The sequence below is a fragment of the Burkholderia sp. MSh2 genome (assembly GCF_000731655.1).
GTDB classification, from domain to species: domain Bacteria; phylum Pseudomonadota; class Gammaproteobacteria; order Burkholderiales; family Burkholderiaceae; genus Burkholderia; species Burkholderia paludis.
Map to the genome: position 1 here is coordinate 14673 of NZ_JPGM01000025.1, position 15212 is coordinate 29884.

At 63.4% G+C, this 15212-nt stretch carries 11 protein-coding genes; 5 read left to right on the top strand and 6 right to left on the bottom strand.

From position 1 onward, the window contains the following. Nucleotides 1-16: 16 nt before the first annotated feature. Together GQ57_RS16655 and GQ57_RS16660 are read left to right on the top strand one after the other, a co-directional pair. Complete coding sequence (locus GQ57_RS16655; protein ID WP_031399429.1) at nucleotides 17-820, top strand: inositol monophosphatase family protein; 804 nt, start codon at nucleotides 17-19, stop codon at nucleotides 818-820. 315 nt (nucleotides 821-1135) lie between these two features. Continuing rightward, nucleotides 1136-2758 (top strand): NAD(P)/FAD-dependent oxidoreductase, encoded by a 1623-nt coding sequence (locus GQ57_RS16660; protein ID WP_031399430.1) that lies wholly within the window; start codon nucleotides 1136-1138, stop codon nucleotides 2756-2758. A 324-nt stretch (nucleotides 2759-3082) separates the two neighbouring features. On the opposite strand, the gene GQ57_RS16665 is transcribed toward GQ57_RS16660, so the two are convergent. The 4 genes from GQ57_RS16665 to GQ57_RS16680 form a co-directional block, all read right to left on the bottom strand. Then, nucleotides 3083-4393: a vWA domain-containing protein gene (locus GQ57_RS16665; RefSeq protein ID WP_075122945.1), complete on the bottom strand. Its 1311-nt coding sequence runs from the start codon at nucleotides 4391-4393 to the stop codon at nucleotides 3083-3085. Nucleotides 4394-4425: 32 nt separating this feature from the next. Further along, nucleotides 4426-4875, bottom strand: a complete 450-nt coding sequence (locus GQ57_RS16670; RefSeq protein WP_081896681.1) for a TadE family protein — start codon at nucleotides 4873-4875, stop codon at nucleotides 4426-4428. Nucleotides 4876-4896: 21 nt separating this feature from the next. Further along, entirely contained in the window at nucleotides 4897-5400 is a 504-nt protein-coding gene (locus tag GQ57_RS16675; RefSeq protein ID WP_081894914.1) for a TadE/TadG family type IV pilus assembly protein, read from the bottom strand. 832 nt (nucleotides 5401-6232) lie between these two features. Beyond that, a complete protein-coding gene (locus tag GQ57_RS16680; RefSeq protein WP_034198456.1) occupies nucleotides 6233-7777 on the bottom strand; it encodes a hypothetical protein in 1545 nt (514 codons plus the stop codon). Nucleotides 7778-9214: 1437 nt separating this feature from the next. Between GQ57_RS16680 and GQ57_RS41765 the strand changes: the two genes are divergently transcribed. Then, nucleotides 9215-10021 (top strand): hypothetical protein, encoded by an 807-nt coding sequence (locus tag GQ57_RS41765; RefSeq protein ID WP_152603278.1) that lies wholly within the window; start codon nucleotides 9215-9217, stop codon nucleotides 10019-10021. Between the two features lie 218 nt (nucleotides 10022-10239). On the opposite strand, the gene GQ57_RS16685 is transcribed toward GQ57_RS41765, so the two are convergent. After that, a complete protein-coding gene (locus tag GQ57_RS16685; RefSeq protein WP_034198457.1) occupies nucleotides 10240-10566 on the bottom strand; it encodes a hypothetical protein in 327 nt (108 codons plus the stop codon). Between the two features lie 199 nt (nucleotides 10567-10765). Here GQ57_RS16685 and mutS point away from each other — a divergent pair, with 199 nt between their 5' ends. Together mutS and GQ57_RS16695 are read left to right on the top strand one after the other, a co-directional pair. Next, nucleotides 10766-13423 (top strand): DNA mismatch repair protein MutS, encoded by a 2658-nt coding sequence (gene mutS, locus GQ57_RS16690; protein WP_034198458.1) that lies wholly within the window; start codon nucleotides 10766-10768, stop codon nucleotides 13421-13423. Next, the gene (locus GQ57_RS16695; protein ID WP_174923220.1) at nucleotides 13404-14672 is read left to right on the top strand and encodes a hypothetical protein; all 1269 of its coding nucleotides are present in this window, start codon (nucleotides 13404-13406) and stop codon (nucleotides 14670-14672) included. The genes mutS and GQ57_RS16695 overlap by 20 nt, the downstream gene beginning before the upstream one ends. Here GQ57_RS16695 and GQ57_RS16700 read toward each other — a convergent pair. Then, the gene (locus GQ57_RS16700; RefSeq protein WP_031399439.1) at nucleotides 14652-15194 is read right to left on the bottom strand and encodes an FKBP-type peptidyl-prolyl cis-trans isomerase; all 543 of its coding nucleotides are present in this window, start codon (nucleotides 15192-15194) and stop codon (nucleotides 14652-14654) included. The two genes, GQ57_RS16695 and GQ57_RS16700, sit on opposite strands and share 21 nt — an antisense overlap. Nucleotides 15195-15212: the final 18 nt, after the last annotated feature.

The following is a 15212-nucleotide window of genomic DNA, read 5'->3' on the forward strand; positions in this document are numbered from 1 at the left end:
TACAGGATCCAGGCTCATGCATCCCATGCTCAATATTGCTGTCAAGGCTGCGCGCCGCGCCGGACAGATCATCAATCGCGCGTCCCTCGATCTCGACCTGATCGAGATCCGCAAGAAGCAGCAGAACGACTTCGTCACCGAAGTGGACAAGGCCGCGGAAGACGCGATCATCGAGACGCTGAAGACTGCCTATCCCGATCACGCGATCCTCGCGGAAGAATCGGGCGAATCCGACAACGAATCCGAATTCAAGTGGATCATCGATCCGCTCGACGGCACGACCAACTTCATCCACGGCTTCCCGTACTACTGCGTGTCGATCGCGCTCGAGCACAAGGGCGTCGTCACGCAGGCCGTCATCTACGACCCGAACAAGAACGACCTGTTCACGGCCACGCGCGGCCGCGGTGCGTACCTGAACGACCGCCGCATCCGCGTCGGCCGCCGCGACCGCCTGTCGGACGCGCTGGTCGGCACGGGCTTCCCGTTCCGCGAGAAGGACGGCCTCGACGCCTACGCGCGCCTCTTCACCGAAATGACGCAAGCCTGCACGGGCCTGCGCCGCCCGGGTGCGGCAGCGCTCGACCTGGCCAACGTCGCGGCCGGCCGCCTCGACGCGTTCTTCGAACAAGGCATCAACGTGTGGGACATGGCGGCAGGCAGCCTGTTGATCACCGAAGCCGGCGGCCTCGTCGGCAATTACACGGGCGATGCCGATTTCCTGCACCGCCACGAGATCGTTGCCGCGAACCCGAAGATCTACGCGCAGATGATCCCGATCCTGAACCGCTACAGCCACGTGCATCCGGCAGCGGAGTAAGCCCCGGCCGCGCCGCATGGCGCGGCCTTTCGCGCACACCGCTTGCGGGCATCGCCCCACGATGGCGCGCCGCACGCCGCCCGGACACCCGGGCGGCCGAAAAGCCCCTGCACAAGGGGCGCGACGTGCGCGTATCCTGAAAGTTGCCTGAATCGTTCGGGCCGGTCGGCGGACTGCCGCGCGTACCGCAATCCCTGCAACGACGACGAACGGCTCGCGTCCGGCATGCGTGCGCGGCGCACAGCGCCGCCGGCATGCCGGCCCTCGCCTGTATCAACATAGCCACGACGCCGTGGCAATCGCATCCGAGTCCCCATGTTACGGCTAAGCGAAATCAAACTCCCCCTCGACCACCCCGAAAGCGCGCTCGAAGCCGCGATTCGCGCGCGCCTCGCGGAGCACGGCGTGGCCGCGGACGGGCTGCTACGTTACACCGTGTTCCGCCGGGCACACGATGCGCGCAAGCGCGCCGACATCAAGCTCACGTATATCGTCGACATCGAGGTCCAGGACGAAGCCGCCGCGCTCGCGCGCCTCGCGGGCAAGCCGCATTGCGGCGTGACGCCCGACATGGCGTACCACTTTGTCGCGAAGGCGCCCGAACACGGCACCGCGCTGCGCCCGGTCGTCATCGGCATGGGGCCGTGCGGCCTGTTTGCAGGGCTGATCCTCGCGCAGATGGGATTCCGCCCCATCATCCTGGAACGCGGCAAGGCCGTGCGCGAACGCACCAAGGACACGTTCGGCCTGTGGCGCAAGAGCGTGCTCAACCCCGAATCCAACGTGCAGTTCGGCGAAGGCGGCGCGGGCACGTTTTCCGACGGCAAGCTGTACAGCCAGATCAAGGACCCCCATCACTACGGCCGCAAGGTGCTGGACGAATTCGTCAAGGCAGGCGCGCCGGAGGACATCCTGTACCTGAGCCGGCCGCACATCGGCACGTTCCGCCTCGTCAGCATGGTGGAGAAGATGCGCGCCTCCATCCACGAACTCGGTGGCGAAGTACGCTTCGAAACCCGGGTCGACGACATCGAGATCGACCAGGGCAAGGTGCGCGCGCTCAAGCTGTCGAACGGCGAAACGCTCCAGTGCGACCACGTGGTGCTGGCCGTGGGCCACAGCGCACGCGACACGTTCCAGATGCTGCACGATCGCGGCGTCTATATCGAGGCCAAGCCGTTTTCGCTGGGTTTCCGCATCGAGCATCCGCAGGGGCTGATCGATCGCAGCCGCTTCGGCAAGTTCGCCGGCCACAAGCAACTCGGCGCCGCCGACTACAAGGTGGTCCACCACTCCAGCAACGGGCGCGCCGTCTACAGCTTCTGCATGTGTCCGGGCGGCACGGTGGTCGCGGCGACGTCGGAGCCCGGCCGCGTGGTCACCAACGGCATGAGCCAGTATTCCCGCGCCGAGCGCAACGCGAATGCCGGCATCGTCGTCGGCATCACGCCGGACGATTACCCCGGCGGTCCGCTGGCGGGCATCGCGTTCCAGCGCAAATGGGAAGAGCGCGCCTTCGAACTCGGCGGCGGCGATTACCGCGCGCCGGGGCAACTGGTCGGCGATTTCATCGCGGGCAGGCCGTCGACGTCGCTGGGTTCCGTCGAGCCGTCGTACAAGCCCGGCGTGAATCCGACCGATCTCAGCACCGCGCTCCCCGACTACGTGATCGAAGCCATTCGTGAAGCGCTGCCCGAGATCGACAAGAAGATCGCCGGCTTCGCGATGCACGACGCCGTGCTCACCGGCGTGGAGACGCGTACGTCGTCGCCCATCCGGATTCGGCGCAAGGACGATTACCAGAGCATGAACGTCGAAGGCCTGTATCCGGCCGGCGAAGGCGCGGGGTATGCGGGCGGGATCTATTCGGCAGCCATCGACGGCATCGAAGTCGCGCAGGCGGTGGCGCTCAGCATGACGTCGGCGCACGCGTCCTGACGAAACGCAGGCCCGGCGCGCGAAGGTTCGCGCGCCGGGCGAAACCGGCTCTCGCATGCCTGACACAGACCGGGCCGGACGGGATCTCCGCTGGCCTTCGACGATGCGGCAATCCCAGTGTCCTTCGATCGTCAGGCCGCGCCGGAACCCGCTCCGCCCCGACGGGATTCCGCGCCAGCGTCAGGGCAACCGCATACCGATCCGCCGCCAGCACGGCTCTCGTTTCCGGGTGTCATGCCGATGCGCCGGGCCGTCAATATCGAAGACGCGGACACGCCCCAACGAGCGGCAAGAATATTCCAGTCACTCCTCTATTCCCGCGTATCACGACGTCACGGATGCGGGGACTAGACGCGGCTTCGTCAGGCTGTAGGAAATCGTACTGAAGATCGAATTCAGACTGGCCACGCCGCCATTCGAATTGCTGCAGGTGTCCGAATAAAAATAGGCGGGACCGGTAGCGATCGATTGCATCGTATTGCACGGCGACAAGGGGTCGCTGCCATCGCTGCAGGTGGACGACGCACTCCCGCCACCGATATAGGCCACCGTGTATATCAGCGTCCCCGCTGCTTTCGCCGTGGCCGCCGTGTTGATCGCCGTCTGGCATTCCGTTCCGTAGTTCGACTTGTATGTCGCCCCGAGTTGGGTCTGGCTCGACGATGCGTCGCCGTCGCTCAACAGGATGATCACGTTCTGACCGGGCGGGGACTGGGTCGAGGACAACGACTGCAACGACTGCTGCGCAGCGACGATCGCCTGGGCATAGTAGGTTCCCAGGCCACCGGGGGCAGCGAGTCCGCTGCATGAACCGCCGCCGAGCGCCTGGACCAGCCCGGAACTCGTATTGGCACTGCCGCTGCTACCCAGGAATCCCGTTCCCAGCTTGCTGTACTGGTAACCGGCACTTGCCGCCGCCGAATAGCTTCCCGCAATGCCGGGCGCGGTGCTACCACACGAGAACGCGTAGTTGGAGGACATCGGCGGGAACGCCATCAATCCCACGTTGTCGCCGGCATTCGTCAACGTCGTGAGAAGCTGCAACGCAGCCGCCTTTGCGCATGCGAGACGCGTTTGCACCACGCCGCTCGAGTTCTTGCAATTGCTGTCGTCGGTGTTCATCGACGCGGTCGTGTCGAGGATGATCATCACGTTGTACTGCGCGGGTCCGCCTGCGCCGCCGGCTACCGCAGTCGACGTCGCGGAAACGGTCGTCGCCTTGATTCCGAAGATGTTCGCAAAGAACGTGGAAACGCTCGCCGTCTGCGTCACCTGAATGCCGTTATAGCCGGACACGGCCTGTTTGTACGGTAGCTGAATGCTCGTCAGGGTCAGTCCGGTCACGGACGTCGAGCTGACGGTCGCGCCGCCCGGAAGCGGGTTGGCCTGGCCTGCCGAGTAGGCAACCGCGTCGTTGTACGCCGTACTCCACGACTGGCTCCAGAGGTCCGTCGCGCCTGCGAGTGCCGCCGCGTCGGTGGCCGCCTGCAAGCGCCGTTGCGTGTAGGCCAGATAGCCGACATCGACGCAAATCGCGGCGAATCCCAGCAGCGCGACCAACGATGCCGCGACGATGATCGCGACTGCGCCGCGTTGATGGCGGATAGCCCTGCCACGTGGTTTTGAAGTATTCACCGCTCCCCCTTTTTACTTCTTCTGATCGGTCGTCATTGCACGCGCGCGGTAACGGTCGCGGCCACCAGCGACGGCATCATGGTGTTCAGGTTGAGATAGTTTCCGGGGACGACAGGATGGAAACCGGAGTAGATCACGCTGACCTTGACGGGCACGTCGACCGCAGCGCTCGACGCCGGCGCGAGGTCAGTTGCGCACCCCGCATCGTTCGTACATGCAACGCCATTGACGGTCGTGGAAATCGTGATGCCGCTCGGGTTGAGAAACGACGCGGCTGCCACGGCTTGCGACAACGTCGTCGTATATGGCGTGGTCGTGCCTCTCTGCGCCGCGAACGTCCGCGCGGCAGATGAAGCGGCATTGCTCACCGCGATGAAGTTGACGAGCAGCCAGCCGAACTGCGCGATGCCCAGCAGAATCAGCAGGATGACCGGCAACATCACCGCCATTTCAATGGCAGCAGATCCCCGTTGCGATTTCATAGCCTCCGCTCCCCCGCGAAATTACTGAATGACTTCCGTCATCGTCGACGTGATGTTTTTGGGCATGATGCTGGCCAATGCGCCCCAGGCGCCGGCATACAACGGACTGAATGCATGGCCAAGGGTCACTGTCGCCGTCGAACCGGCCGCCGGCGCATTGGACATCGTTCCCAGCGCGGCCTGACAAGCGGAATCGGACGTACAAGCCACGCCGTTCACGGACGTCGAAATGCTGAATCCGGTGCGGAGCGGGCCGAGCGCATTGGTGACGATGGAAACCGTGTCCGAATACGGCGTAGAGAAGCCGCGCTCGGACGCGAACTGATGCGCGCCGACCGATGCGGCCTGCGTCACGATGATGAAATTGGAAATCAGCCAGGAGAACTGTGCGATACCCAGGAGTATCAGCAACAGGACCGGGAGCAATAACGAAAACTCGACCGCCGCGACACCTCGCTGCCTTTTTCCCCGCATGACGGTCCCCGTTCGACGTTTGAAGATGGTGCGTGGATTCGTTGACTGCATTCACGCTATCCGATTACGACTGGCCGAACGGCACGATGCCAGATTCGTGCCAATGTGCGCCTCTCAAGGAACGGCCGGGTATCCGGGATACATGAAGTCGTTCGCGGACCTGACTTGTTTCATGTCTGAAACGTGTTTTCCGCACGGACCGAGCACGCAGACGGCCGACCGCCACGGGCGGCGATTTTCCTCAAACAGGCCGACGGTCGGACCGAGAGGCGGCGCAGTCGATGGACGAGCTTCGCGCCCATTGCCGGATAAGGCGGAACCCATACCCCGGGAGCACGCCGGTGCGGCCAACCGGAATTTGCATCCGGCCATGCGCGATGTTTCAACGCTGAAACGTCAGGGGGTTTGCACGAGAGCATGCGCGTTGCCGGGGACGCGACAACAACGACGCGTGAACGCCCGCTTCGATCGCATGCAGGCTTCGGTCGACGACCTTGGCCGGCCTTGCTTTTGCGGTGTCGGAGGGTGGGCTCGCAGGTTTGCTTGGCCGCAAGGATGACGTGCCGTGTGCGCCCGGCCAGATCATGCGAGAACCGAATTCAGTGGACGGAGGCCCGGGAAACGCTTCCGTATCGCGTGTGCCCGCAACCTTCGACCGCACGCGTCAACGTCATGCAGGCGATGCAGGAATACCCGGCCTGATGTCGAAACAAAAGGGATAGGACAAAAGGCTGCGCCGATCCGTGCGCCCGGTCCCTTTTGAATCGACCGGGCCGCTCGTCGCTCAGGCATGTGCCTCCGAAGGCGGCCCGGAACACCGGGGGACCATGGAACGGATCCCGGTTCTTTCCGGTTATGCGTGCTCCAGGCTGCCTGGCCGGGATTACGCGCTCAGCTGAATCATCGAGTGGACTTGCGTAAGCGCCTGCTGCCATTCGGCGCTATTGTGCGTGGCGTCGCCGCTGTCGATCAGCGGCTGGAGCAACGCCAGCAGGTTCGACGACCGCGACGTTTCTTCCGGCGTGGTCACATCCGAAATCAGTTTGCCCGCCTCGTACGTCGACTCGCGCGTCTTCCGGTCGGATGACTGACTCAACGACGCATTCAGCAGCGCACCGCGTTCCGTGGCGATCTGGACCGTGCTGCTGGCGCTGTCGTCGATCTGTACGTAGCGATAGTTCTGCGACGCGCGCGACGACGTCAATGCCGGTTCGCCGGCGCCCGACAGCGCCTGATGGTAGCTCGCGCTCAGATGAGACTGCTGGCGCTGGGTGATCTGCCCGTCATTTTGCGAGCCGGAGAGTTTCGTGCTTTGCGATACCTGATAGGAAAACGAGTTGACCTCACCGGGGCGCAACGGATTGGGAGAAGTCGTCGCGTCCGTGATCGACGCGCTGAAATCGCCGAGTCCCGTCAACATCGCCTGGCTCGCCTGCTGCAGCGTCGGAGCGTAGGCGGTACCCGGCAACACTTGTGCCGACGGCGTCCCGTAGTCCTGGTTCATTTGCGCGAAACCGTCTTCAAACATCGACATGAGCGCCGCATTGCCATGTCCACGCGAATTCGCCTGATCGAACTGCTGCAGATAGCTGGCGACGGACGCGGCCCGCTGCGCACTCGTCCCCCAGAGCGCCGGATTGCTCGTATCGACGCTGACGTCGATTGCACCCTCCGCACTCTTGAGACTGAGGCTTCGAGACGCGCGATCTTGCGAATAACTGGCCGACACGTTCGCATTGCCGTCGTTGGTGACGTTGTACTGGAAGTTCACGGAGGCGAGCGCCGACGTGTCGAATTGCGTCAGGCCGCTCAGGTCGAGTTTTGGCGGCACCGTGCCCAAGCCGTCGATGGCCCGCTGGAAACCGGTGGCGAGCTGTGCCACGGCGCTGCGCTCGCTGTCGCTGAGTTTGCCGCTACTCTGGATGCTGGCCGACAGGCTGCCGCCCTCGCTGTCGATCTCGATGTCGACCGTCACGCCGCTTTGCGTCTTGATCGCGAGGTGGACCTTCCCTTCGGGCCCTTGCAGCGTCGGCAACGCAATGCCGCCGGTCGTGCTGACCGACTGCGAAAAATCACTGCCCGTCGTCTTGAAACGATCGAGCAACGCACTGCCGACGCCGGAGAACTGCCCCGTCATCGTCTGTGCGTTGGTGTAGCTGCCCAGCATCTGGAGCGTCACGGCGTCGCGACTGTCGTTGGCCGTGGTGATCGCAGGCGCGGCGCCGGCGAGCACCCCCTGCGGCGTATAGGTTTCGAGTGCCACGGCGCCGAAGGAGGAAGGAATCGTGACAACCGTCGATGGCGAAGACAACAACGCACTCTGACCACCAGGTGCATTCGGCGATACGGAGGGGACAGGACTTACGGAATCCACGAGCGGAACCAGTCCGACGGTCGTGGCGGCGTTCAGGGAAGATAAGGTAGGCATGGCTTTCCAATGCGTTCTTGTTACTTGCTTGTTGTGCGGATGCGCTGGTACGGCAATATGCTCTGCCCGTTTTATCGTCAGACAATATGGATTCTTTAGCCCGACCTTTCATATTTTCGATCTGGCACGAAATTCAGATCGGATATCCGGGCCGGGCAGAAGGAAGACCCGCGGTTTCATGCATCAGGAAAAATGCTTCGGCGATGAAACGACCGGCGTGGCCGGCGGGTTGAGTCCGCTGGTTGGAAGCGATATTCGAATGTCGTGCAGACGGCACGGGTCGCCGCGGGCGGGGGGGCGCCTGAGGGCCGATTGCCCGATGTGGCCGGGCGCAGGTGCGTATCGCAATGGGTTTCAGCTCACATCTGAGCTTCGAGCAGACCCCTTTCACGCCACTGGTAAACTCTGGCAACCGCCCCCCTAATGATGCAGCAGTACCTGCGCCTTGCCTGACAAGGATCAGCCCGCAAAGCTACGCCAAGACCTACGCCCACCCTTTTCAGAATCTGTCGTTAACCGAAAAGGGCATTGCATCGAACGTGTCACAATCATGCGTCGTCGCGAAAAACCAACTGGGCAACTTGTGAAGTCACTACTCATTCTGATTGCATTAACAGGCTTGTCGGTCGTTTCGACAGCGCAGGGACAGAACGCTGCGACTCTCATCGGGTTATCAAAGGATCTATCTAGGCATATGAATGGCCCGGACGGCGAGTACGGGTTCATTCGTGTCGAGATGCCTCACTGCCGTCAGTTTGGACTGGGAGCCAGCGAAGATCTGCCACCTCCAAATCAATACCGTTTCGTAGATTTTAGTCACGCGCAGAATGCGAACGTCGATACGCGCGGAGTGACGTTTGCGATGCGGTCAATACCTTTGCCCTGGTGCAAGCCGGGCGAAGGTATGTACTAAAGGTCCGTCTCTGATATTTTGTGATTGCTTGTTCGTTGTCTAGCGTCGCGAGAGTTTGGAAGCGCTTGGCTGCCGCTCACCATCACCCGAACCTGGCCAAACGGCGAACTTCGCGCGTGAACGCCGAGGCCACTGGTAAACTCGGGCAACCAAAGCAACTTTTCCCCTGCCACATGAGCATGCAACCCGCAGCAGCACCTGCTACCGTCACTCCCATGATGCATCGGTAACTGCGCCCTATCTGACGTGGCTTTGATCAGAAAGCTACGCCAATACCTACGCCAGCCATTTTCAGGGACGTCCGCTCCCGACCCGAAGCGGTCCTCCAGAAAGGGATCGAAACGCGGTCATTCAGCGTCTCCACGCTCATGCGATGGCGCCGTGCGGCTCCCCGGCTACAATGTTTGTAGCAACCGTGCTGACAGCTTTGTCCAGTATCGGTCTTGCAAAGCAGGGACCCAGGTATGTTCTCTGAGTTGTCGCGGCCCTGATTGTGTCGAGCCTCTTGATGCGAGTATTTCTATATGTCATTTCGAGCCCTTCATGATGAGCTGCTCGCATACCAGGGCCAGACGGCTTTCGTCGATGTGCTGATTCCTTGGATAGAGAAGAATCCTGCCGAAATCGAACGGCTCCGATCCATTCGCTTAAGAAGCGGTAGGCCTATTCCGAATGTACCCGAAGACGAACGCTGGTTACTTTACGCAGCTAGCCGCGTTTTCGAGCTTCTAGTGCTTTGTTTCCAGAGTGGACGAGCCGATGGAACTGAGTGGCCGGGCCCCGCCATCTCGGAGGATGAGCTTGTGTGCTTCTCCGAACACATCGGCTTGGATGTCGTGCGTCCCGATCGATATTCGCCTTTCCATCACGAAATCGCCGCTCTATCTTGCTCTGCCGAGACGGCTCAGTCACCTCAAATTGCCAAATATCACTGGCCATGCCTAATGCTCGGTCCTCTGCTCTTGATGCGGGCGGGCGTCACTCTATCTGCAAACGCCAGTGTCATGCGCCCAGAGGTCGCTGACGCTTCTACTCTTTATTGGGCTTTTCGCAGAAAGACACGACCGCACCACGACCTCGCCCATGGGTGGGGGCACAACTCATCATGGCGAACTTCTTTTAGGCGCGATTACCACTTGGGCGACACCTTCCACTTTAATGTCGACGGCACGGTTGATCTTTTGGAACTTCATGCAGAATCGTGCAACGACGAAGGACTGTCGCCGAAGGAGCGCATGGAACTCCTCGCGAACCGCTGTTTTGTTACCGTTACCAAGGATAGCGTCGATCACTTTCCCTATGATGATCGGTTTTCAATGAAAGCCATGTAGCAGATGTCGGCGGCCTGACCTTTTCATCGAAGGAATCCCCTCAGAGAAATTCGGCTGCTTACAGTCACTACTCATATGACCGTTTCTTCGTCCTGCCAGCGGCAGCTCCTGGTCGAACCCGGAAGTTCGGCCGGCGCCCATTAGCCGCCTGCCCGATCTCGACGCGAACTTCCCTTGTCGACCCGAAGCCGCCGGTCAATTTGACGACAAGCGGTCATCTACATTAAGCGCGCGCGATATCGTCCGTACGCGAGCAGCGCGAAAAACAGCAATAAGGCTAAAGTACCAACAAGCAGTGCCACCCTTGCTACGCGCGCCCAGCTATCAATTTGTGGGTCGTTCAGTGATCTATAGTCACCGCTCACCAGCCAGATAATCGGCGCGTAGTTGAATTTACCGTCCTTTCCAAGGAACGCGCTTTCTCCCGGATAGTGGCTCTGCAGTTTGGCGGCGATTCTGCTCTGCATAAGGCCGCTGACCAGCAGACCGATCGCGGCTAGCGCGATAAGCAACTCGAAAACGTGCATGACATCGGCGGAGTTCATGTCGTGAAATTTTTCCTGAGTGCACTACCGTTGCGACGAAACATTATCGACGATTTTCATATCAAAGCCGACTGACCGCTTCTGGCCGGTTGCTGCCCCTCGCCATCGCCGACAACTGGCCGGATGGCGAACTTCGACCGATCCTGTGCGGGCCACTGGTAAACTCGGGCAACCAAAGCAACAATTTCATGCCTGACCTATGACCACGCTGTCGCCCGACGCCTTCGCCGGCCACACCCCGATGATGCAGCAGTACCTGCGCATCAAGGCCGACCACCCCGACACGCTCGTTTTCTACCGGATGGGCGACTTCTACGAGCTGTTCTTCGAAGACGCGGAAAAGGCCGCCCGACTGCTCGACCTGACCCTCACGCAACGCGGCGCATCGGCCGGCACGCCGATCAAGATGGCCGGCGTGCCGCATCACGCCGTCGAACAATATCTTGCGAAGCTCGTGAAGATGGGCGAATCGGTCGCGCTCTGCGAACAGATCGGCGATCCGGCCACGTCGAAGGGCCCCGTCGAGCGCAAGGTCGTGCGCGTCGTCACGCCCGGCACGCTGACCGATGCCGCACTGCTGTCCGACAAGAACGACGTCTATCTGCTCGCGATGTGCACGGGCCACAACAAGCGCGGCGTCGCGGTCAACATCGGCCTCGCGTGGCTGAACCTCGCCAGCGGCGCCTTGCGGCTCGCCGAAATCGCGCCCGACCAGCTCGCTGCCGCACTCGAACGCATCCGCCCGGCCGAAATCCTGACGCCGGACGGCGCGACCGACTCCGTGCCCGCGGGCGCGGGCGCAAACAAGCGCGTGCCGGCCTGGCACTTCGACATCGCGTCGGGCACGCAACGCCTGTGCGATCAGCTCGACGTCGCGAGCCTCGACGGCTTCGGCGCGCATTCGCTGACGAGCGCGTGCGGCGCGGCCGGCGCGCTGCTGCTCTACGCAGCCGCCACGCAAGGCCAGCAGCTGCGGCACGTGCGCAGCCTGAAGGTCGAGAACGAAACCGAATACATCGGGCTCGATCCGGCGACGCGCCGCAACCTCGAACTGACCGAGACCCTGCGCGGCACCGAATCGCCGACGCTGTATTCGCTGCTCGACAGCTGTTGCACGACGATGGGCAGCCGCCTGCTGCGCCACTGGCTGCATCACCCGCCACGCGCGTCGGTTGCGGCGCAATCGCGCCAGCAGGCGATCGGCGCGCTGCTCGAGGCGCCGGCCAACGCGAGCCTCGACGCCTTGCGCAGCGCACTGCGCCAGATCGCCGACGTCGAGCGGATCACCGGGCGTCTCGCCCTGCTGTCCGCACGCCCGCGCGACCTGTCCAGCCTGCGCGATACGTTCGCCGCGCTGCCGGCGCTGCGCGAACGCATCAGCGCGATCGTTGCGAACGCGGATGCGCTCACGCGCGTCGATGCGGCGCTCGCGCCGCCCGCCGAATGCCTCGACCTGCTGACGAACGCGATCGCGCCCGAGCCGGCCGCAATGGTGCGCGACGGCGGCGTGATCGCGCGCGGCTACGATGCCGAGCTCGACGAACTGCGCGACATCTCGGAAAACTGCGGCCAGTTCCTGATCGATCTCGAAGCGCGCGAACGCACGCGCACCGGCATCGCGAACCTGCGCGTCGAATACAACAAGGTGCACGGCTTCTACATCGAGGTCACGCGCGGCCAGACCGACAAAGTGCCGGACGATTACCGCCGCCGCCAGACGCTGAAGAATGCCGAACGCTACATCACGCCGGAACTGAAGACCTTCGAGGACAAGGCGCTGTCCGCGCAGGAACGCGCGCTGGCACGCGAGCGGGCGCTGTACGACGCGGTATTGCAGGCGCTGCTGCCGTTCATCTCCGAATGCCAGCGCGTCGCCTCCGCCCTCGCCGAACTCGACCTGCTCGCCGCGTTCGCCGAGCGCGCTCGCGCGCTCGACTGGGTCGCGCCGACGTTCACCGACGAGGTCGGCATCGAGATCGAACAAGGCCGCCACCCGGTCGTCGAAGCGCAGGTCGAACAGTTCATCGCGAACGACTGCCGGTTCGGCAGCGAGCGCAAGCTGCTGTTGATCACCGGCCCAAACATGGGCGGTAAGTCGACGTTCATGCGGCAGACCGCGCTGATTGCACTGATGGCTTACGTGGGCAGCTACGTGCCGGCCAAATCGGCCTGTTTCGGCCCGATCGACCGGATCTTCACGCGGATCGGCGCGGCCGACGATCTCGCGGGCGGCCGCTCGACGTTCATGGTCGAGATGACCGAGGCCGCGGCCATCCTCAACGACGCAACGCCGCAAAGCCTGGTGCTGATGGACGAAATCGGCCGCGGCACGTCGACGTTCGACGGTCTCGCACTCGCGTGGGCCATCGCTCGCCACCTGCTGGCGCACAACGCGTGCTACACGCTGTTCGCGACGCACTACTTCGAGCTGACGCAACTGCCGGCCGAATTCCCGCAAGCGGCCAACGTCCACCTGTCGGCCGTCGAGCACGGCCACGGCATCGTGTTCCTGCACGCGGTCAACGAAGGCCCGGCGAACCAGAGCTACGGCCTGCAGGTCGCGCAGCTCGCGGGCGTTCCGGCGCCGGTGATCCGCGCCGCACGCAAGCACCTCGCGTATCTCGAACAGCAGTCGGCAACGCAGCACACGCCGCAACTCGACCTGTTCAGCGCGCCGCCGGCGGCCGTCGACGATCTCGAATGCGCGGACGCGCCGGCGCCTGCCGACACGCCGCATCCGGCGCTCGAGAAACTGCGCGACATCGATCCCGACGACCTCAAGCCGCGAGAGGCGCTCGACCTGCTGTACGAACTGCGCACGCTGGTCCGTTCGCACGATGCCGACGGGCACGCGTAAGCGCATCCCGTGCGGCCTGCGGGCCCGCGCCGCTACCGCGCTCGTCGCGGCGGCGCTCGCGCTCGCGCAGGCCGACGCACGGGCCGCGCCGCCGAAGCAGCGCACCGCCGCGCCCTACTCGTTCGCGGTCGTGTCGGGCGTGATGAACGTGCCCGCGGACGAACCGGCCGCCCAGCGGCTGCTCGATTCGATCGCGCGCGAGCGCAACCTCGCGTTCGTCGTCTATGCGGGCGACCTCAAAGGCTCGAAGGAAGCGTGCCGCGATGCGCTGTATTCGCAGCGCGGCGCGATCCTGGACGCGGCACGTGTGCCGCTCGTGTTCATCCCCGGCCACGACGACTGGGCGACGTGCAACACCACGGCCGGCGGCGGCTACGATCCGGTCGAGCGGCTCGACTTCCTGCGACAGACGCTGCTCGCCGATTCCGCGCTGCCCGATCCCGGCGCGCTGCAGATCACGCGGGAGAGCGAAGTCGCACGGTTCCGGCCGTATCGCGAAAACGTCCGCTGGATGCGCGACGATATCGTCTATGTCGCGCTCAACGCGCCTGCGCCGAACAACCACTACCTGACGGCCGGCGGCCGGAACGGGGAATTTGAGGATCGCATCATCGCGAACGGCTTCTGGATCGATCACGCGGCCGAATACGCGAAGCGCCGCGAGGCGCGCGCGATCGTGGTGATTTTCGAGGGCGATCCGCAATTCGAACGCTACGAACGCGCGGAACGCTTTGCGTGGCTGCGTTTCAACCGGCCGCGCGTACGCGACGGCTTCCGTGAGTTGAAACGAACGCTGGTCAAGGCGGCGGCAACGTTCCGCGGCCCGATACTGGTGATGCACGCAAGCGGCGAAGCGCTTGCGAACGGCTTTCAGATCGATCGCCCGTTGCGTAACGACGACGGTGAACTGGTAGGAAACGTGACACGCGTCGCGATCGGACCGCGCCATCCGGCAAATCAGTGGGTCAAGGTGAGCGTGTCGCCGGCACGACAGACAATCTTCAACGTCAGCCTGCAGGATGTACCGAAGAACCTGCCGGTGCCGCCCGCGCTGCCGCTCGTGCCGCACGACGACGTCCCGCTGCCGCAGATGCCGGAAATCCCCGCGTTGCCGGCGCTGCCCGACTCATCGTCGGTCGCGCCGCCACTGCAGGGCGACGGCGCCGCACCGGGCGCCGCATCGTGGCCGGCCCCCGTTCCGGGGCCGGCGCCCGCCCTGCCCGCGAGCTCAGTGCAGGGTACGCCCTGACGGTGCTTCGCCGTCTTCGTCTTCATCCTCGTCGACGATCTCGAGCCCTTCCGCGCCGTGCGCGTGCTCATGCTCGATTTCGTCTTCGGTGGCTTCGCGAACGTCCTTCACGGTGAGCGCGAAACGCAGCGCCATGCCGGCCAGCGGGTGGTTGCCGTCGAGCACGACCTTGTCTTCGGCGATGTCGGTGACCGTGTAGATCAGCGAATCGACTTCCTCGTCGCCGTCTTCCGGCGTGCCTTCGAATTGCATGCCCACTTCGAGCGGCTCGGGAAAACGATCGCGCGGCTCGATCTTCACGAGTTCGGGATCGTAGTCGCCGAACGCGTCCTGCGGCTCGAGCTGAACCTGCGCCTGGTAGCCCGGCTCATGGCCGTCGAGCTGTTCCTCGATCTTGGGGAACGTGCCATCATAGCCGCCGTGCAGATAGACCATCGGCTCGTCGCTTTCCTCGATCAGATTGCCCTGTGCATCCGACAGCTTGTAAGTGACCGACACGACGGTGTTTTTTGCGATTTTCATCCAATTCTCCCAAATACA